18 protein-coding genes are annotated in these 17,073 nt (G+C 72.8%); 11 read left to right on the top strand and 7 right to left on the bottom strand.

Annotated elements, in window-relative coordinates:
- Nucleotides 1–506, bottom strand: a 506-nt coding sequence (locus ABYE80_RS06815; RefSeq protein ID WP_372789512.1) for a nucleotidyltransferase family protein, incomplete at its 3' end; no start/stop codon positions are given.
- Nucleotides 507–539: 33 nt separating this feature from the next.
- Here ABYE80_RS06815 and ABYE80_RS06810 point away from each other — a divergent pair.
- From ABYE80_RS06810 to ABYE80_RS06800, 3 genes are all read left to right on the top strand, one after another.
- Nucleotides 540–797: a PqqD family protein gene (locus ABYE80_RS06810; protein WP_372789511.1), complete on the top strand. Its 258-nt coding sequence runs from the start codon at nucleotides 540–542 to the stop codon at nucleotides 795–797.
- A 110-nt stretch (nucleotides 798–907) separates the two neighbouring features.
- Nucleotides 908–1,909, top strand: coding sequence for a DUF389 domain-containing protein (locus tag ABYE80_RS06805; protein WP_372789510.1), 1,002 nt, complete (start codon nucleotides 908–910; stop codon nucleotides 1,907–1,909).
- A 57-nt stretch (nucleotides 1,910–1,966) separates the two neighbouring features.
- Nucleotides 1,967–3,301 carry a hypothetical protein gene (locus tag ABYE80_RS06800; RefSeq protein ID WP_372789509.1) on the top strand — a complete coding sequence of 445 codons (1,335 nt, stop codon included), beginning with the start codon at nucleotides 1,967–1,969 and terminating at the stop codon, nucleotides 3,299–3,301.
- 48 nt (nucleotides 3,302–3,349) lie between these two features.
- Here the strand turns inward: ABYE80_RS06800 and ABYE80_RS06795 are convergent, their stop codons facing one another.
- Together ABYE80_RS06795 and ABYE80_RS06790 are read right to left on the bottom strand one after the other, a co-directional pair.
- Complete coding sequence (locus ABYE80_RS06795; RefSeq protein WP_372789508.1) at nucleotides 3,350–4,759, bottom strand: wax ester/triacylglycerol synthase family O-acyltransferase; 1,410 nt, start codon at nucleotides 4,757–4,759, stop codon at nucleotides 3,350–3,352.
- Nucleotides 4,760–4,858: 99 nt separating this feature from the next.
- Nucleotides 4,859–5,437, bottom strand: coding sequence for a hypothetical protein (locus ABYE80_RS06790; RefSeq protein WP_372789507.1), 579 nt, complete (start codon nucleotides 5,435–5,437; stop codon nucleotides 4,859–4,861).
- Nucleotides 5,438–5,519: 82 nt separating this feature from the next.
- On the opposite strand from ABYE80_RS06790, the gene ABYE80_RS06785 reads away from it, so the two are divergent.
- The 7 genes from ABYE80_RS06785 (at nucleotide 5,520) to ABYE80_RS06755 (ending at nucleotide 12,357) form a co-directional block, all read left to right on the top strand.
- Complete coding sequence (locus ABYE80_RS06785) at nucleotides 5,520–5,873, top strand: ArsR/SmtB family transcription factor (RefSeq protein ID WP_372789506.1); 354 nt, start codon at nucleotides 5,520–5,522, stop codon at nucleotides 5,871–5,873.
- On the top strand, nucleotides 5,870–6,595 hold the full coding sequence (locus tag ABYE80_RS06780; RefSeq protein WP_372789505.1) for a cation transporter: 726 nt from the start codon (nucleotides 5,870–5,872) through the stop codon (nucleotides 6,593–6,595). Before ABYE80_RS06785 ends, ABYE80_RS06780 begins: the two co-directional genes overlap by 4 nt.
- Nucleotides 6,592–7,197, top strand: a complete 606-nt coding sequence (locus tag ABYE80_RS06775) for an isoprenylcysteine carboxylmethyltransferase family protein (RefSeq protein ID WP_372789504.1) — start codon at nucleotides 6,592–6,594, stop codon at nucleotides 7,195–7,197. The genes ABYE80_RS06780 and ABYE80_RS06775 overlap by 4 nt, the downstream gene beginning before the upstream one ends.
- A 115-nt stretch (nucleotides 7,198–7,312) precedes the next feature.
- Complete coding sequence (locus ABYE80_RS06770) at nucleotides 7,313–8,224, top strand: gluconate 2-dehydrogenase subunit 3 family protein (protein WP_372789503.1); 912 nt, start codon at nucleotides 7,313–7,315, stop codon at nucleotides 8,222–8,224.
- Nucleotides 8,214–9,956 carry a GMC family oxidoreductase gene (locus ABYE80_RS06765; protein ID WP_372789502.1) on the top strand — a complete coding sequence of 581 codons (1,743 nt, stop codon included), beginning with the start codon at nucleotides 8,214–8,216 and terminating at the stop codon, nucleotides 9,954–9,956. Before ABYE80_RS06770 ends, ABYE80_RS06765 begins: the two co-directional genes overlap by 11 nt.
- Complete coding sequence (locus ABYE80_RS06760) at nucleotides 9,953–11,743, top strand: family 16 glycoside hydrolase (RefSeq protein ID WP_372789501.1); 1,791 nt, start codon at nucleotides 9,953–9,955, stop codon at nucleotides 11,741–11,743. Before ABYE80_RS06765 ends, ABYE80_RS06760 begins: the two co-directional genes overlap by 4 nt.
- Complete coding sequence (locus ABYE80_RS06755) at nucleotides 11,740–12,357, top strand: TetR/AcrR family transcriptional regulator (protein WP_372789500.1); 618 nt, start codon at nucleotides 11,740–11,742, stop codon at nucleotides 12,355–12,357. The genes ABYE80_RS06760 and ABYE80_RS06755 overlap by 4 nt, the downstream gene beginning before the upstream one ends.
- Before the next feature lie 55 nt (nucleotides 12,358–12,412).
- On the opposite strand, the gene arsJ is transcribed toward ABYE80_RS06755, so the two are convergent.
- The 4 genes from arsJ to ABYE80_RS06735 are packed head-to-tail and all read right to left on the bottom strand — an operon-like array spanning nucleotide 12,413 to nucleotide 15,790.
- The gene (arsJ, locus tag ABYE80_RS06750; protein WP_372789514.1) at nucleotides 12,413–13,642 is read right to left on the bottom strand and encodes an organoarsenical effux MFS transporter ArsJ; all 1,230 of its coding nucleotides are present in this window, start codon (nucleotides 13,640–13,642) and stop codon (nucleotides 12,413–12,415) included.
- 23 nt (nucleotides 13,643–13,665) lie between these two features.
- The gene (locus tag ABYE80_RS06745) at nucleotides 13,666–14,640 is read right to left on the bottom strand and encodes an ArsJ-associated glyceraldehyde-3-phosphate dehydrogenase (protein ID WP_372789513.1); all 975 of its coding nucleotides are present in this window, start codon (nucleotides 14,638–14,640) and stop codon (nucleotides 13,666–13,668) included.
- 32 nt (nucleotides 14,641–14,672) lie between these two features.
- Nucleotides 14,673–15,449 carry an arsenite methyltransferase gene (gene arsM / locus ABYE80_RS06740; protein WP_372789499.1) on the bottom strand — a complete coding sequence of 259 codons (777 nt, stop codon included), beginning with the start codon at nucleotides 15,447–15,449 and terminating at the stop codon, nucleotides 14,673–14,675.
- Nucleotides 15,437–15,790, bottom strand: a complete 354-nt coding sequence (locus tag ABYE80_RS06735) for an ArsR/SmtB family transcription factor (protein ID WP_372789498.1) — start codon at nucleotides 15,788–15,790, stop codon at nucleotides 15,437–15,439. The genes arsM and ABYE80_RS06735 overlap by 13 nt, the downstream gene beginning before the upstream one ends.
- Before the next feature lie 159 nt (nucleotides 15,791–15,949).
- On the opposite strand from ABYE80_RS06735, the gene ABYE80_RS06730 reads away from it, so the two are divergent.
- The coding region (locus ABYE80_RS06730; protein WP_372789497.1) for a hypothetical protein at nucleotides 15,950–17,073 on the top strand (1,124 nt) is incomplete at its 3' end.

Raw genomic sequence — 17,073 nt, 5'->3', positions numbered from 1 at the left:
GCCCGCGACAGGTCCTCCACCGGCTTGGGCACGGCCGGCCCGTGCTGCGCGGCGTGCAGGGCGACGATCACCGCCAGGACGGCGTCGCCCGGGACGTGGGCGTCGACCCCGCTCACCTCGATGGTGCGGTGGCCTTCGCCGAGCACCGCGTAGGGATCGCCGCCGATCATGTGGAACCGGTGGTGCAGGTCGATGCTGACCGGGAGCGGGTGCGCGCGTCGCAGGGTCACCGCGTGCACCGAGCGCTCGGACGCGCGCATCCCGGCGAACACCTCCTCGTACCCGAGGTCCGCGAGCACCCGGGCGGCGGTGGTCCGGTCCGCGAGGGGGACGAGGAGATCGACGTCGTTGTAGGGGCGCTGCGACGGGTCGTCGTAGAGCCACCGCGCGATCGCCGGCCCCTTGAGCAGCAGCGGCTCGACGGCCGCGGCCCGCAGCGCCGTGATGGCCTCGGCGGCCGCGGCGTCGAGCGCGAGCATCCGCAGGACCGCGGTGTCGATCGGCATGCCGCCAGCCTAGCCGTGGCTATGCTCGGTGCCGTGGAACTACGAACCCAGGACGTGACGTGGCGCCGGAGCGGTGAGGAGGTCGTGATCCTCGATCTGCGCTCCTCGGAGTACCTCGCGCTCAACGCGAGCGGCGCGCTGCTGTGGGAGCGCCTCGCGCAGGGCTCCGCCGAACCGGACGCGCTGAACGCCGTGCTGGTGGAGCGCTACGGCATCGACCCGCGGACCGCCGAGAACGACGTGCAGGCATTCGTGGAACTGCTGCGCACCCACGACCTCGTCGTGGCGTAGCGCCACCGGCGAGGCGCGTTCCGCGGGCCTCCCGTCCTGCGGTCCTCCGGAGCGGTCGGGCCGATACCGGAGCGACTTCTCCGACCACCCCCCACCGTACGATCGCGACGATGAGGCACGAGGGCCGCAGCCACCATCATCACGGCCTCTCGCCGATCACCTTCTCCGAGATCGAGCACGACATCTACGTCGATCCGGCCGAGCGCGGCGCCTACATCGTGCGCTTCGCGGTCCTCATGGCGCTGTCGACGTTTATCGCCACGTTCGGGATCGCGACCGACTCCGGCCCGGTCGTCATCGGGGCGATGCTCGTCGCCCCCCTCATGACGCCGCTGCTGGGTCTCTCGGGCGCACTCGTCAACGGGTGGCCGCGACGGCTCGTCGAGTCCGCGCTGCTCATCCTCGGCGGCTCGATCGGCGCGATCGGCCTGGCCTGGGTGGCGGCGAAGACCTTCCCCGAGCCGACGTTCGTCACCGAGCGCTCGAGCGAGCTGCTGTCGCGCACCGCGCCGGGAACGCTCGACCTCTCGATCGCTCTGGCGGCCGGTGCGGCGGGCGCGTACGTGACCGTCCACCGCAAGGCGGTCGGCGCGATGCCGGGCGCCGCCATCGCGGTCGCGCTGCTGCCACCGCTGTCCGCGGTGGGGATCGCATGGAGCATCGAGCGCACCGACCTCGCCAGCGGCGCGCTGCTCCTGTTCTTCACCAACCTCGCGGGGATCCTCCTCGCCGCGTCCGTGACGTTCATCGCGACCGGGTTCGTCGCGCGCCTGCACGACGGGCGCTTCCTTCCCAGCGCGCGGCACGGGCTCATGATCGCCGCGGTCACGGTGCTCGCCATCAGCTACCCGCTGGGCCGCCTGGGACGGGATGCGGTGAAGGCCGCGCTCGACGAGTCCGCGATCAGCTCGGCCACGGAGGAGTGGATCGGCGACCGCAAGCTCGAGATCGAGCGCACGACCATCGAGGGATCGGATGTCGCGATCGAGGTCGGCGGGCCGGACCGACCGCCCTCCCCCGCCCCGCTCGCGGTCGCCGTCCGGGAGCGCCTCGGGCCGGACGCGACCCTGGTCGTCCACTACATCCCGGTCGAGTACCTGCACACGAAGTAGACCGACGCGGGGGCGGCGAGGGTCCCACCGCCCCCGTGCTGGCGTAGCATCGGGCGCATGCGTCGCGCGCCCGGAGTGCTGACCCTGCTGCTCATCGGGCTCGTGCTCCCGGCCCCGGCGTCGGCCGCATCGAAGTCGGGGGTGTTCGCCGGCTCGCTCGGCGTCAAGGTCCCCAAGGGCGGACACGCGACGATCCGCGCCATCCAGGCCGGCAGCGGAACGGTGGTCACGGCGCGCGACGTTCGGCGCACGGGGACGTTCCGCCTCACCCTCCCGCCCGGGCCGTACGTGGTCAGGGGCGTCGTCGTGCCCCGCAGCGGACGGGTCGTGACGAGGTCGATCGCCGTCAGCCTGAAGCCGGGGCAGCGGCGGACGAGGACGAAGCTGACAGCGAGGAAGCGCAGGCGCGCCAAGGCCGGGCGCCGGGCGGGGGCCGCCTACACCACGGAGCGCGGGAACGTCCGGCTCGGCACGGTCGCGGTCGGGATCCATCCCTTCTCGGGCCCGTCGGACGGCGAGTTCGGGCCGCTCTCCGGGGGCCTGGACGACCTCCTGATCACGGACGTGCTCAACCTGGCGGCGTCTCGCTGCAAGAACCGCGTCGCGATCCGAGAGATCGCCCGCATCGCGGACGTCCTGCGGGAGTTCGAGCTGGGCAACTCACCGTACGCCGACAAGTCGACGTTCCCCAAGCGCAACCTGATCATCGTCGACGTCGGCGTTCGCGGCCGGCTCACCGAGCTGCCCGACGGAGGGGCCCGCGTCTCGGTCACCCTGACCGACGAGCGTTCCGGCGCGACGCTCGACACCGTGGAGCAGACGCTCGACCCCAGCGACGTCTTCGCCGGCACGGAGCAGCTCGCCGGGAAGCTCACCGACAAGCTCTGCAAGCTCTCGGAGACCTTCGAGGTGACCCTCGATCTCAAGGGCGACGGCAACTTCGCCACCCACCGCGCCGCGGGCGGGATGCGTGCCGTCCTGCGCGCGCGACGCACGGGCGATCAGTGGACCGCGAGCGGCCCGCTGCAGTGGCAGGACGTCACCTTCACCTCGAAGACCGAGTGCCCGTACATCGACGTCGTGACCCCGGTGATCACCTGGTCGGTCACGATCACCGACAGCGGCGAGGGTCTGACGCTGCGGTGGGACCGTTCCGGGAACGACGCCGCCACGGCGTCCATCGACTGCCCGCCCGACGGTCCGGACCACGATCCGCCCCCGATCCCGGGCCAGCCGGGACCGTCGCTGCTGAACACCGGCAACGAGACCTTCACCCTGCCCTACACGGGGGGGACGCTCCCGTTCACCGGCGGGTTCACGGACGGGGGCGACGGGTTCACCAACGTCGGCACGCTGCGGGTCAGGCCGGTGGGCATCACGGCGCCGGGCTGAGCCGTCCGGCGGCAGCGCAGCTGACCCGGGCCCGGTACGGCGGACCCGTCAGTGCGCCGGACTTGCCACCTCGGCCGGCGGCCCGCATGCGACCAGCAGCCGCTGCATCTCTCGCTCGATCCCCGTGCAGAGCGTGCCGATGTCGGGGGCGGTGTCGTAGTCCCCGGTCACACCGAAGCCGAGCGCGCCGTCGTAGGAGTAGATCGCGACGCCCACCCGGACGTGTCCGCCCAGCGGGACGAACGGGAAGGCCTCGACCATGCGGCGTCCGCCCAGGTACAGCGGCTGCTGCGGGCCGGGCACGTTGGTGGTGACCGTGTTGACGGCCCGCTGGGGCGCGCGGGTTGCGAGCCGGCCGCCGAGCGACAGCAGCACCTCGGGAACGAACCCGCCGACGGACGTGAGCACCTCTCCGGCGACCGCCTCGTGCGAGTCCTTGAGGTGGCGCATCTGGCCGGCGACCTGCCGCAGCCGCTGGACCGGGTCCTCGATGCCCACGGGTAGGTCGGCGAAGATCGCGGACACCCGGTTGTCGTAGGTCCCGTGCTCCCCGCGCGCCCGCACCGACACCGGCACGAGGGTCCGCAGCGTGCGGTCGACCGGCTCGCCCCGCCCGGCCAGCAGTGCGCGGAACCCGCCCGAGATCGCCGTCAGGACGACGTCGTTCACGGTCCCCCCGAACTCCCGCCGGATGCGCCCCACGTCAGCGAGCGTGGTGCGTGCGACGGCCCAGCGCCGGTGCGGTCCCACCGGCCCGTTGAGGCCCGTGTCGGGGGGTGGACTGGCGAGACCGGTGTACGCGGCCAGACCCTGGACGGTGGCGACGGTGTGCTCGAGGAACCACCGCGGGTCGCGCGCCGCCGCAACGCCGGAGCGCAGGACGCGCACCGGCCAGCGGGCCCGCTCGGCCAGCGCACCGGCCACGGCCGCGAGATCCCCGGGCTGCGGGCGCGGCGCCCATGCGGCGACCGGGCTCCTCGGAGGCTCCTCGGTGGTGTCCATCAGCTCGGTGATCAGCGCCGATCCGGAGACGCCGTCGACCATGCAGTGGTGGAGCTTCGTGATGAGCGCCCACCGCGTGTGCTCGAGGCCCTCGACCACCCACATCTCCCACAGAGGACGGGCGCGGTCGAGCTGCGTGGACATCAGGCGGCCCACGAGACGCAGCAGCTCCGGTTGCCCTCCCGGGGCCGGCAGCGCGGTGCGCCGCAGGTGGTAGTCGAGCGCGAAGTGCGGGTCGTCGACCCACACCGGCCGCCCGGCCGCGAGCGGCAGGAACCGCACGGTCTGGCGAAGGCGCGGCAGGAGGGCGAGCTTGGCCGTGATCGCGTCGTGCAGCGCCTGGCGGTCCGGGACGGGTCCCTCGAAGATGCCGACCGATCCGATGTGCATGTGGCTCACGTCGTCCTCGACGTGCAGGAACGTGGCATCGAGGGGGCTGAGGCGGTCGACGGTCATGGTCACCGCTGACGATGCCCGTGACGGCCCGCCGCGTCATCCGCAGCTATGCCGGTGCCCGGTCCGTGTGGAGTACGCCGTCGGGCTCCGCCCGAGCGGTCAGCCGCGCATCGCGTGATCGATCCGCGCGGCGACGTCGATGTCACGTGCCTCGCGGATGTGCGGCTTGTCGAGCTCCTTGGCGACGAACCGCGCGACGAACCGGCGGATCTCCGCATCTATCCCGGCGGCCCGCTGGAGCACGGCGGCCCGGACACCTGCGGCTTCGACGGTGACGGTGACGTCGCGCGACGTCGGAGGTTCGATGTCGATGACGACGCGCAGCGGCGGCGCCGCGCGCGCCGTGAGCGTGAGACCCACGGTCACCTGCGTGCGGAACTGGTGGACGTCGACGCCGAGGTCGATCCGCAGATCGAGGTCGACGGGGATCCAGAGGCGGAACGCGATCTCGGCGCCCTCGAGCGGGCGGGTCGACGGCTGACCGACGGCCCCCTGCGCGCTGACCTTCGCGAGACGGCCGGGGCCGGCGCCGATCGGCCCGAAGGCGATCGGGTCCCCGGCCATCGTGGAGACCGCGGAGAGGATCCGCTCCCGCGTCACCGCCTGCGCGAAGAACGCGGCGCCGAAGTCCGCGTAGGAGAGGCGGTCCGGTGGCGGCGCCGCGGCGTGAGCACGCATGGGGCGCATGGTCGCCGATGCCACGGACGTGCGGGGGGATAGTCATTCGCATGTTCGTACGTATGTTGGTATGGTCGCACCCGTGAGCGACGACACCTGCGACCTCCTGTGCCTCGACCTCCCCAAGGCCGAAGCGCTGCGCGCGGCACTTCCGCCCGTGGATGCCCTGCAGGCGCCTGCTCGCGCCGCGCAGGCGCTGGGCGACCCGACGCGCCTGGGGATCGCCCTCACCCTTCGCGACGGCGCGCCCGCCTGCGTCTGCGACCTGGCCTGGGTCGTGGGCCGCGACGAGAAGCTCGTGTCGCACCACCTCCGGCGACTGCGGGCGGCGGGCCTCGCGACGTCCCGCCGCGAGGGCAAGATGGTGCTCTACGCGCTGACCGAACCGGGCCGTGCGCTCGTCGACGCCGTGGCTCCGGCGTGGAGCGCGCAGTGAGCGCCGCGACCCCGCTCACCGTGCAGGAGGGCGCCGCGACGATCACCCGCGAGCGCTACCAGCACCTCGCCGCCAGGGCACGACTCCTGTCCTGGCTGTCCCTCGGCTGGATGACGGTCGAGGGCGCCGTCGCCATCACCGCAGGCATCCTCGCCGGCTCCATCGCCCTGGTCGGGTTCGGGCTGGACTCGGTGGTGGAAGGCCTGGCCAGCGTCGTCATCATCTGGCGCTTCACCGGCCACCGGGTCTTCTCCCACGCCGCTGAGGAACGTGCGCAGAAGCTCGTCGCGGCGCAGTTCTTCCTGCTCGCCCCGTACGTCGGGTTCGAGTCGATCCGCGCGCTGGTGGGCAGCGAGCACCCCGAGGTGTCGCCCGTGGGGATCGCCCTGGCGGCCGGATCCGTCGTGATCATGCCGATGCTCGGGCTCGCGAAGGCGCGGCTGGCCGATGAGATGGGATCCGCGGCCACGCGCGGTGAAGGGCACCAGAACCTGCTGTGCGCGTACCTCGCCGGCGCCCTCCTCGTCGGCCTCGTCGCCAACGCGGCGGTCGGCGCCTGGTGGCTCGACGCCGTGGTCGGCCTGATCATCGCCGCCGTGGCGGTCCGCGAGGGCGTCGAGTCCTGGCGCGGCGAGGGCTGCGCGTGTGCCTCGCCTCTGCCCGATTTCGACCGCGCGCCGACGAGCTGCGCCGACGACTGCCAAGGGACCCGACTTCCATGACCACCGTTGCGCTGATCCTGTTCCTGCTCTACATCGTGGTGGCCTTCGCGGGCCGCGCCTGGCTGCTGCGGCGGCGCACCGGGACCGCCGGCTGGCGCGGGATCAGCGGACGCCCCGGCTCCGCGTCCTGGTGGGGCGGCGTCCTCTTCGCCGTCGCGCTCGTCCTCGGGGCCGCGGCGCCCGTCGCGAGCCTGGCCGGCCTCGACCTGCTCACCGACGCCGCACCGCTACGCGGCGCCGGCCTGCTGCTGTTCCTCGTCGGGGCGGCCGGCTCCCTCGCCACGCAGGCGGCCATGGGGTCCGCGTGGCGGGTCGGCGTCGACGCCCAGGAGATCACGGATCTCGTCGCCGCCGGTCCGTTCGCAATCGCCCGCAACCCGTTCTTCACCACGCTCCTCGCGGCCGCGATCGGCCTCGCGCTGATGGTCCCCAACGCCGTTGCGATCGTCGCGCTCCTCGCCCTGCTCACGGCGATCGAGCTCCAGGTGCGTGTCGTCGAGGAGCCGTACCTCCGTCGGACCCACGGCGACGCGTACGCGTCCTACGCCTCGCGCGTCGGTCGGTTCCTGCCCGGCGTCGGCCGTCTGCCCGCGGCTCGGTAGCGGCCCACCCCCGGCCCCTCGCCCGCGCCGGGCCGCGTCTGAGACTGCGCTGTCTCGCATTCTGGTAGCTTCGCCGCCCGGCAGTGGACCGGGAACCGGACGGGAGACGTGGGAGATGCGGGAGACGAGCGGCGCGGCGCGCGGCGGGACGACACGACGAGAGGCGCTGCGCACGACGGGTGGGATGACGCTCGCGGTGCTCGCGGGCTCGATGCTCGGGGAGGGCGGCGTCGCGGTCGCGGTCGAACCCGGCCGCGCTGCCTACCTCGACGAGACCGAGCTCGCGACGCTGCGCGCCGCGGTCGACGTGTTCATTCCCGCCGACCAGGACGGTGGCGCGGTCGCGGCGGGATGCGCCGAGGCGATCGACGCCCTGCTGGGAGCGTTCTCGGTCACCCCGCCGCGCATCTACGCCGGTGGCCCGTTCTCGGACCGCGCAGGCGCCACCCGCAACGACTTCGCGCGGTTCCTCAAGCTCGACCGCTACGAGGAGCGCGCGTGGCGACTGCGGATCGAGGGCTCCGGGGGCCGCGCGATGCTCGAGCGCAACGGACCCGTGAAGGGCTGGCAGCGCATCTACCGCGAGGGCCTCGCGGCGCTCGCCGACGAGGGCTTCGCGGGGAGGTCCCGGCTCGAGCGCGAGCGCGTGCTGCGCGGGGGTGGCAACGCCGCCGTCGGCGCGCTCGTCGAGATCGCCTGGCCTCACACCTGGCAGTTCTTCTACGGCGCCCCGGAGTACGGCGGCAACCGCGACCTCGTCGGCTGGAAGGTCGCGTCGTGGGACGGGGACGTCCACCCGCGCGGGTGGACGCGCGAGGAGGTCGAGTCGGGCCCGATCCCGGGCACCACCGTGCTGGTGGAATCCCTCCCCCTGCCGCTCGGCGAGCTCGTCGCGCTCAGCGCGTTCGCCGGCTCGTCGGAGCTCGTCCACAACCTCATGGTCCGGGCCGACGGGCGCGCCGCACCCCTGCGGGACGCGGTCGCCCCGGTCCTCGAGCGGGCCAAGGAGGTGCGGGATGACGCGTGAGGCGATCGTCGTCGGCTCCGGCGCGGCGGGAAGCGTCGCGGCCTGGGAGCTCGCGCGGCGCGGGTGGTCCGTGACCGTCCTGGAGCGCGGCCGCAACCTGCGCCCCGGCTTCGGGCGCCGTCCCAGCGGGCAGCTCGGCACGCGCTACTCGAGCGACGAGATCAAGTCCGCGCGCCAGCTGGGCTTCCCGGACGGCCTGCTGGAGCCCTACACCACCCGTACCCAGGAGGAGGCCGACGACGGCATCGCGCGATCCGCGTCCGGGGCGCTCGGCCAGCTCGGCTCGGCCGTCGGCGGGACGACGCTGCACTACAACGCGAAGTTCCCGCGATTCTGGAAGCAGGACTTCACGCAGCGCAGCGACCTCGGCCCGGTGCCGGGAGCCCAGGTCGCCGACTGGCCGATCGCCTACGAGGACCTCGCGCCCTTCTACGACGAGATCGAGCGTCGCGTCGGCGTGCAGGGGGACGCCGACGCGATGCCCGCCCGCACGCGGGAGCAGGCTCCCCGGTCGCGTCCCTTCGACATGCCACCGAGCCCCATCTCGCACGTCGGGCGGCTGCTCGAGGAGGCCGCACGGGCGGTCGGGATGGAGACCTACCCGCAGCCGGCCGCCGTGAACTCCGAGCCGTACGCGGGCCGCCCCGCCTGCAACCAGTGCGGGATGTGCTCCGGGTTCGGGTGTCCGATCAACGCACGGGGCGATGCGATCGTGACGTTCCTGAACCCCGCGGTGCGCGCGGGCCGGGTGCGGGTGATCCCTCGCGCGTTCGTCTACCGCGTCGACACCACCCGCGACGGGCGTCGCGCGACCGGCGTGCGCTACGTCGACGAGCGGGGCCGCAAGCGGCGCCTGAGCGCGTCGACCGTGATCCTCGCGGGCAGCCCGATCAACACGGCCCGCCTGCTCCTGATGTCCCGCAGCGCGATGCACGAGGACGGTCTGGGCAACCGGTCGGGCCAGGTGGGACGGAACATGATGTTCCACAACTTCACGCTCGCGGGAGCGCTGATGCCGCAGGACGTCCACCCCAACCGCGCGCAGAGCAACCCGCTGCAGATGGACGACCTGATCGGCCCCTTCACCGGCCCCGAGGTCAGCGCGCTCGGCGTGCCGTACGTCAAGGGCGGCCTCGTCCAGGTCGCGGGCGGGCTGCCGCTGTTCGCCGAGGCCGCCATCCTCGGGGCGGTCGGCTACGGCAACGTGCACAAGGAGCTGATGCGGATCGGACCGCTGCACCGTCGCGTCGCGGGTTCCCAGCTCGTCGGCGAGGACCTGCCGCAGGCCCGCAACCGGATCGATCTCGACCCGCGGATCCGCGACATGCACGGCTTTCCCGCCGCGAGGATCACCTACAGCCCGCATCAGCACGAGAAGGCCGCGGCGATCCTGCTCGGCGCCCGGCTCGAGGCGATGCATCTGCGCGTCCGGGGGACGCTCGGCGCGGCGATCATCCCCTACCCCTTGATCTCGACGGCCCCGCCGGCGACCGCGCACCTCGCGGGTACCGCGAGGATGGGCGACGACGCGCGGACCTCCGTCTGCGACGCGTCCGGCCGCCTGCACGAGGTCGAGGGCGTCTACGTCGCGGACGCCTCGACGTTCCCGACGTTCCCGGGGTTCAACCCCACGAACACGATCATGGCCAACGCGCTGCGCATCTCGCGCGGCATCGCGGGCGCGCCGGCCACGGCGCCGAAGAAGACCACGGTGAAGGGAAGTGCCGCATGAAGCGCCTGCTGAGGACCCTCGTCGTGGCCGTCGGCGCGGGCGGCGCGCTCGCCGCTCCCGCCGATGCCGCGTCGCTGTCGAGCACGCCGCACGGCCCCGTCGACCTCGGGGACCGCGTCGCATACCGCGTGTCGGGTGAGCGCTGCGAGCGCACCGGCGTCGCGGTGCAGCTCCTGGCGGGCGTTCCCGCCACGGTCGTGAGAGGCGCGCGCTCGACGCCGCGCGAGCGGGCCGACGGGGGCTGCGAGGGCGTCGCACAGGTCCCCGATTTCGCCGCCCTGCGAGCGACCGGCTGGCGCGCGGGCGACCGCCTGGACGTCGCGCTCGTCTCCGCGGTCGGCACGGTGCCGTTGCGCTACACCCGGATGGAGGCCGACTTCGGCGAGCCCGCGGCGGGCAGTCCCGACGTCGTGCCCGCCGAGGACCAGGACACGGAGTCCAACGACCTGGCCGTCTCCCTGGGCCCCGGCGACGCGATCTCGCTCGGCCGGGTGGATCTCCGGCGTGCGGACGGGCTCGCGCTGCGCCTGTGCGTTCCCGGGAGCGACTCGACGTCCATCCCCGACGCACGGCCGCTGCTCTCCCCCGACCGCCTCGAGGCTCCTTCGTTCCTGTCGATCCGCCAGGACGGCCCGAAGGGTCCCGCGCTCATCGGCCCGATCGACGTGTCGGGGTCCCTCCCCCAGGAGATCTCGCGGCTGAGCACCCTCGGTTTCGACGGCTGCTACCGCCTGGTCGTCCTCCCGATCACCGGCCGGGTGCAGGAGGATGCCCCGGAGCTGTTCGTGCGCTCCGAATCGCCGCAGGGGACGCCGCCCCTGCTGCTGAACTCCGTCGACGTCACCGGGACCGGCGCCAAGCTCGAGCCGGTCGCGCCACCGTCCCCGCCCGGCATGCGGACCATCTTCGACGGGACCGGCTTCGACGGCTGGGACGCGACCGACTGCGCGCTGCGCGACGGGGCCGCCGTGAACGCCCGCGGCGGCGACGACACCACGATGACCGGCTGCTCGATGATCTACCGGGAGCCGCTGAAGGACGTCGTGCTGCGGTTCCGGATGCGGCGCGAGCACATCCTCGACAACTCCGGCATCTACCTCGGTCCCGATCAGGAGATCCAGCTGCGCTCGGTCGGCGAGTACCTCCCCGGCGGCTACTTCGGGCAGTACTCGGCCCGCTGGCAGAAGCTGAACTCCTTCCCCGCCTACGACGAGATCGAGGTGATCCAGCTCGGCGCGCGGCACGTGATCAGCGTCAACGGACGCACCGTGACCGACGTCATGCGGGCCGGCGGGCCCCCCGAGCCCTACCGGCTGCAGGTCGTCAGTCAGCCGATGTGGTCCTACCGCTTCGGCGCCGAGACGACGTTCGGCAACGAGGGCTACCCGGACGTCTCGAAGCTCAGCGAGCTCGGCGCGTTCTGGTACCGCGACGTCCGCCTGCTGCGCTGCTCGGGACCGGACGATCCCGTCTGCCGGCGCCTGGCCGACGCGCGGCGCGGACAGGTCCCGGTGCCGAAGGGCGCCCCGGACCCGCTCCCGCCGGAGCAGGCCCGTGCCTGCACCGCGCCGCGCTCGGCGCTCGTGCGGCTGCCGCGACGCGACCTGCGGCGCATCCGCGCGGTCGTCAACGGCCGTGCGGCCCGCGTGCGACGCGTGAGCCCGCGTCAGGTCCGCGTCGCGCTTCCGGCGAACGTGCGGCCACGCTACGTCGTGCGGGTCAGTGGCCGCACCGGGGCAGGGCGCGTCGTCAGGGTCTCCCGGACCGTGCGGGGCTGCGCCACGTGAGGGACGCCCCGGGGCGACGCTACGCGGGCCGCACGGCGACCGAGCGCGCGACCGATCGACGGCGGGCCTTCCTCGACGCGGGCCTCGAGCTGTTCGGGACGCGTGCCTACGACGAGGTGTCGGTCGCCGATCTCGTCGCGGAGTCGGGGCAGACCCGGAGGTCGTTCTACGAGCTGTTCGACGACCGGGAGGGTCTCCTGCTGGCCGTTCACGACGAGGTCGTCGCCGGTCAGGTCCGGGCGATCGTCGAGGCGGCAGGCGATCCGCCCGCATCGCTGCGGGCGGCGGACCGGGCGACCCGGGCGTTCGTCGACTACTACGCCCAGGACAGCCGCCGCGCGCACGTCCAGTACGTCGCCGTCGTGGGCGTCAGCCGCGCGATGGAGGAGCACCGCCGGCGGATGTTCCGCACCATCGCGGCACGGCTGGGCGAGTGGCTGGGTCCCGCCGCGGGGGACGACGGGCCGGCGCGACGTCGCTCGGCGCTCGCGTTCTCCGGCGCGGTGAGCGAGCTGCTCATGGACTGGCTGTGGGCGCAGGACGAGCCACTCGAGGCGATCCGGGACGAGGTGCTCGCGCTGCTGCGCGCCCGGTTCTTCCCGGCGCCCGCGTGAGAAGCGGAGCGGGCCGGCGACGTCACGCCGCGCCCCTGCTCGGGTGACGTGACCGTCACACGCCGGCCGGGAGCGGCGTCCGCGCGGCGCCGCGCCCCGTCCGGCTCGGCAGCATCAGCGACAGCAGGGCGGCCGTGAGCACCAGCCCGGCGGAGACCCAGAGGCAGGCCTCGAGACCCTGCCACTGGTAGAGCGCACCCGAGAGCACCGTGCCCGTCAGCCGCCCGAACGCGTTGGCCATGTAGTAGAAGCCGACGTTCATCGCGACCTTGTCGCCGTCGGCGTAGTCGAGGATCAGGAACGAGTGCACGGCGGAGTTCATCGCGAACACCACGCCGAAGACCAGGAGGCCGCCGACGACCGCGACGGTCGGGTCCGTGTCGGTGGACAGCCCGAGCGCGATCAGGGCGGGTAGCCCCGCCAGGACGAACGCCAGGCGCGCCGCGGTCGTCCCGTCCGGATCGGTCCCGGGGCGGGCCCGTCGGCGCAGGAGCCTGGGCGCCGAGGCCTGGACGAGGCCGTAGCCGATGGTCCAGACCGCGAGGAAGCCCCCGGCGAGGTAGAACCCCCACCCGAGCTCGTCGTGGAAGAACACCGGCAGTCCGACGACGAACCACACGTCGCGCGACGCGAACAGGGAGATCCGGGCGGCGGCGAGGACGTTGACGGCGCGGTTGTTGGAGAACATGTGCCGGAACTTCGCCGTGGCGTCGGGACGGCCGAGCTCGCCGCGCATCATGGTCAGCACCACGATCAGGGCGGTGACGATCAGGACGGCGAGGATCCCCAGCGAGGTCCGGAAGCCGAGCACGGTCAGGCCGGCGGCCCCGAGGAAGAACCCGACGCCCTTGAGGGCGTTCTTGGAGCCGGTCAGGATCGTCACCCACCGGTAGAGCGCACCGGGTTCCTCAGCGCTGACCACGAGCTTCACCGCGCTCTTGGAGCTCATCTTCGTCAGGTCCTTGGCGATCCCCGACAGCGCCTGCGCGACCATGACGTAGGCGACGCTCAGGACGGTGGCGGGGACCAGGGCGAGCATCCCCAGCGCCACGAGCTGCACCGTGAGGCCGGCGGTCAGGGTGCTCCGCAGGCCGAACCGGGCGGCGAGCCAGCCTCCGACGAGGTTCGTGACGATCCCGAACGCCTCGTAGAAAAGGAACAGCGCGGCGACCTCGAACGGGCTGTAGCCGAGCTGGGTGAAGTAGAACAGCACCAGCATCCGCAGGGCGCCGTCGGTGATCGTCTGCGCCCAGTAGGCCCCGGTCACCAGGGCGTAGTTGCGCATGTCCCCCCTGCGCTCCACGGTGGTCAGGGCTCCAGGGAGGCGCCGACGAGCGCGGCGAGCTCGACCATGCGGTTGACGTACCCCCACTCGTTGTCGTACCAGGCGAGGATCTTCACCTGCGTACCGTCGATGACCCTCGTCGACAACGCGTCCACGACGCCCGACCGCGGGTCGTCCGTGTAGTCGGCGGACACCAGCGGCCGCTCCTCGTAGCCGAGGATCCCGGTCAGCGGCCCGTCGGCAGCCGTACGCAGGAGACCGTTGATCTCATCGACGGTGGTCGGCCGGGCGACCTCGAAGACCGCGTCGGTGATCGACGCGTTCAGGAGCGGTACGCGGATCGCCAGGCCGTCGAGCTTGCCCTCGAGCTCGGGGAAGATCAGGCCGATCGCCGTTGCCGATCCGGTCGTCGTCGGGATCAGCGACATGCCCGCGGCACGGGCGCGGCGCAGGTCCTTGTGCGGCGCGTCCACGATCGTCTGCGTGTTGGTCAGGTCGTGCAGCGTCGTGATCGAGCCGCGATCGATGCCCACGCCCTCATGGATGACCTTGACCACCGGTGCCAGGCAGTTGGTCGTGCACGAGGCAGCGGTCAGCACGTCGTGGACGGCCGGGTCGTAGCGGTCGTCGTTGACGCCGACGACGACGTTGAGCGCCGCCGGATCCTTGACGGGCGCGGCGACGATGACCTTCTCGACCCCGCGACCGAAGTACGCGGACAGCTCTTCCATCGTGCGGAACCGGCCCGTGCACTCCAGCACGATGTCGACGTCGGCCCAGTCGACCTCACCGGGGGTGGCCGCACTGGTGAAGGCCAGGTCGCGGCCGTCGACCGTCAACGTCGAACCGTCACCGACGATGCCACGTTCCCAGCGTCCGTGGACGGAGTCGAACGTCAGCAGGTGCGCAGCGGTGTGCGCGCCGCCCTTCGTCTCGTTGATGTGGACGAACTGCAGATCGTCACGGTCCCAGGCCGCCCGCAGCGCCAGGCGGCCCATGCGGCCGACGCCGTTGATGCCGATCCTCGTCACTACGCGGGCTTCGTGGCGCGCACGATCGCCGCGGCGGCGTGCTCGTGCACGCGGTGGGTCTCACGGATCTCGATCTCACCGAGGCCCGCCGCCCGCAGCGACTCCTGGAACTCGGCGTGGGTCAGCGCCCCCGCGATGCAGCCCGTCCACGCGGCCATGTCCGCGCGCGTCGCCTCGTCCATGCCCGGGTCGGCGACCACGTCGGAGACCGCGAAACGCCCGCCCGGCTTCAGCACGCGGGCGACCTCCCGGAAGACCTGCGGCTTGTCGTGCGAGAGGTTGATGACGCAGTTGGAGATGACGACGTCCACGCTCGCGTCCGGGAGCGGGATCTCCTCGATGTGACCCTTGACGAACTCGACGTTGTCCAGCCCGGCCTCGCTCGCGTTGGTGCGCGCGAGCTCGAGCATCTCGTCGGTCATGTCCAGCCCGATCGCCCGACCGGTCGGCCCCACCCGGGCGGCGCTGATGAACACGTCTCCCCCGGCTCCCGACCCGAGGTCCAGGACGGTCTCCCCCTCGTGCAGATCGGCGACCGCGGTCGGGACGCCGCAGCCGAGCGAGGCATCGAGCGCGCCGGCGGCAGCCGCACGCTCGTGCTCGTCGTAGTGGACGTCGCCGAACACCTGGGCGCCGCTCGCGTCCGTCAAGGCGACCTCGGTCGGGCCGCAGCACGAGGACGGCGCCGCGGCACCGGACGCGGGGGCGCGCGCCGCCGCGGCGTACTTCTCGCGAACGGTCTCGCGCAGGGTCTCGGGGTCGGTCAGCTCAGCCATGTCGACAGCTCCTTCAGCGCCTCGGGGCGCAGGTGGTAGTAGGTCCAGACCCCGCGTCGCTCCGAACCGAGCACGCCGGCGCCGACGAGCACCTTCAGGTGCTTGGCGACCGCCGCCTGCGACATGTCGAAGAGCGGCACCAGCTCGCACTGGCACAGCATCTCGGGGCTCGCCGTGCGCACGGCGTCGACGATCCGCAACCGTGTCGGATCGGACAACGCCTTCGCGACGACCGCGAGGTCCGCTGCGCGATCGGGCCCCAGATCCGGCTGAACCGACGGGACGCAGCAGTCCTGTGCCTGGCGTTCCCGCGATGCGACGGTCGGGGCCTCGGTCGTCATGCACCGAGCATACACAACCGATTGGTTATGGCATAACCAACGTGTTGTCGAGTTGGGCACACGGGCGCGACAGCCGGGTCCGCCCATATCGTCCGGTCGACACGCGTGCCTGAGACCGATCCGAGACGCCCGCCGCGGACCCGTGGCTAGGCTCCGTCCATGAGAGGTCGACGCAGCCGCGTAGCGGCGCTCACGGTCATGACGGCCACCGTGGCGGCCGTCGCATCCGCTGCGACGCCGCAGGGGCCCGAGCTCGTCGTGCCGGTCGCGACGGACTTCACGCAGGAGGACACGGCCGTCACCATCGCCTCCAGCGGTCGGTTCGCGGCGACCTGGCAGACGGAGCTCGCGGCCGGAGCGCACGATGACGTGGCCCTGCGCTTCTTCAACGCGGACGGCACACCGGCCAGCGGCCAGCTCGACGTCGCGAGCGGCGCGCCCGACCAGGACGATCCCCAGATCGCCGGCAACGCCGCCGGCGCCGGTGTCGTCGTCTACGAGCACACGGACGACCCCGACGGGGCAGGTCTCGGTGAGGTCCGGGCGCGCCGCTTCGACGCCGCCGGGGCATTGGGGCCGGAGTTCCCGGTCAACGAGCCGACACCCACGGCGACCGAGGAGTCCGTGTCCGCGGCGATGAACGCCTCCGGCGCCTTCGTCGTCGCCTGGCGGACCGGCAGAAGCGGGGTCGGCGACGGCGAGGAGGTCCGTGCGCAGCGCTTCGACGCCGCCGGAGCGAAGGTCGGTCCCGAGATCGCGGTCAACACCACGACGTCCGGCAACCAGGATCACCCGTCGGTCTCCATGGACGACAGCGGCGGGTTCGTGGTGGTGTGGGACGACTCCGCGCAGGACGGGAGCGGCCTGGGCGTCTACGCGCGCACGTTCGGTGCCGACGGCACGCCGATCACCGGCGAGACGCTCGTCAACGCGCACACCAGCCTCGACCAGGGCGATCCGGACGTCGCCCGTGCCCCTGACGGTGACACCGTCGTCGTGTGGAACGGCTCGGGCCCGGGAGACGTGGACACCGTGTGGGGCCGGCGCCTGAGCGCGTCGGGCGTCCCACAGGGCGTCACCGACACCCCGCTGTCCTCCGCCCCGACCTCCGACGACGTCGACCCTGCGGTGGCGATCGACGCCGCAGGGCGCGTGACCACGGTGTGGTCCTTCGTGGAGGCCGAGGACTCCAGCCCCGGCGTGATGATCCGCGGCTGGGCCCCCGGACTCACCAGCCCCACGGCGCAGGAGCGGGTCAACGTCACCATCCCGCTGGAGCAGCG

Origin of the sequence: Paraconexibacter sp., assembly GCF_041602235.1 — a bacterium.
Classification (GTDB): domain Bacteria; phylum Actinomycetota; class Thermoleophilia; order Solirubrobacterales; family Solirubrobacteraceae; genus Paraconexibacter.
This window is presented reverse-complemented; position numbering and strand designations above follow the sequence as displayed.

What these genes read in the sequence shown, in the direction of transcription:
- ABYE80_RS06805 (WP_372789510.1), top strand. Translation starts at nt 908, where the DNA reads ATGAGGCACGAGGGCCGCAGCCACCATCATCACGGCCTCTCGCCGATC.
- ABYE80_RS06800 (WP_372789509.1), top strand. Translation starts at nt 1,967, where the DNA reads ATGCGTCGCGCGCCCGGAGTGCTGACCCTGCTGCTCATCGGGCTCGTG.
- ABYE80_RS06795 (WP_372789508.1), bottom strand. Translation starts at nt 4,759, where the DNA reads ATGACCGTCGACCGCCTCAGCCCCCTCGATGCCACGTTCCTGCACGTC.
- ABYE80_RS06790 (WP_372789507.1), bottom strand. Translation starts at nt 5,437, where the DNA reads ATGCGTGCTCACGCCGCGGCGCCGCCACCGGACCGCCTCTCCTACGCG.
- ABYE80_RS06775 (WP_372789504.1), top strand. Translation starts at nt 6,592, where the DNA reads ATGACCACCGTTGCGCTGATCCTGTTCCTGCTCTACATCGTGGTGGCC.
- ABYE80_RS06770 (WP_372789503.1), top strand. Translation starts at nt 7,313, where the DNA reads ATGCGGGAGACGAGCGGCGCGGCGCGCGGCGGGACGACACGACGAGAG.
- ABYE80_RS06765 (WP_372789502.1), top strand. Translation starts at nt 8,214, where the DNA reads ATGACGCGTGAGGCGATCGTCGTCGGCTCCGGCGCGGCGGGAAGCGTC.
- ABYE80_RS06760 (WP_372789501.1), top strand. Translation starts at nt 9,953, where the DNA reads ATGAAGCGCCTGCTGAGGACCCTCGTCGTGGCCGTCGGCGCGGGCGGC.
- arsJ (WP_372789514.1), bottom strand. Translation starts at nt 13,642, where the DNA reads ATGCGCAACTACGCCCTGGTGACCGGGGCCTACTGGGCGCAGACGATC.
- ABYE80_RS06745 (WP_372789513.1), bottom strand. Translation starts at nt 14,640, where the DNA reads ATGGGCCGCCTGGCGCTGCGGGCGGCCTGGGACCGTGACGATCTGCAG.
- arsM (WP_372789499.1), bottom strand. Translation starts at nt 15,449, where the DNA reads ATGGCTGAGCTGACCGACCCCGAGACCCTGCGCGAGACCGTTCGCGAG.
- ABYE80_RS06735 (WP_372789498.1), bottom strand. Translation starts at nt 15,790, where the DNA reads ATGACGACCGAGGCCCCGACCGTCGCATCGCGGGAACGCCAGGCACAG.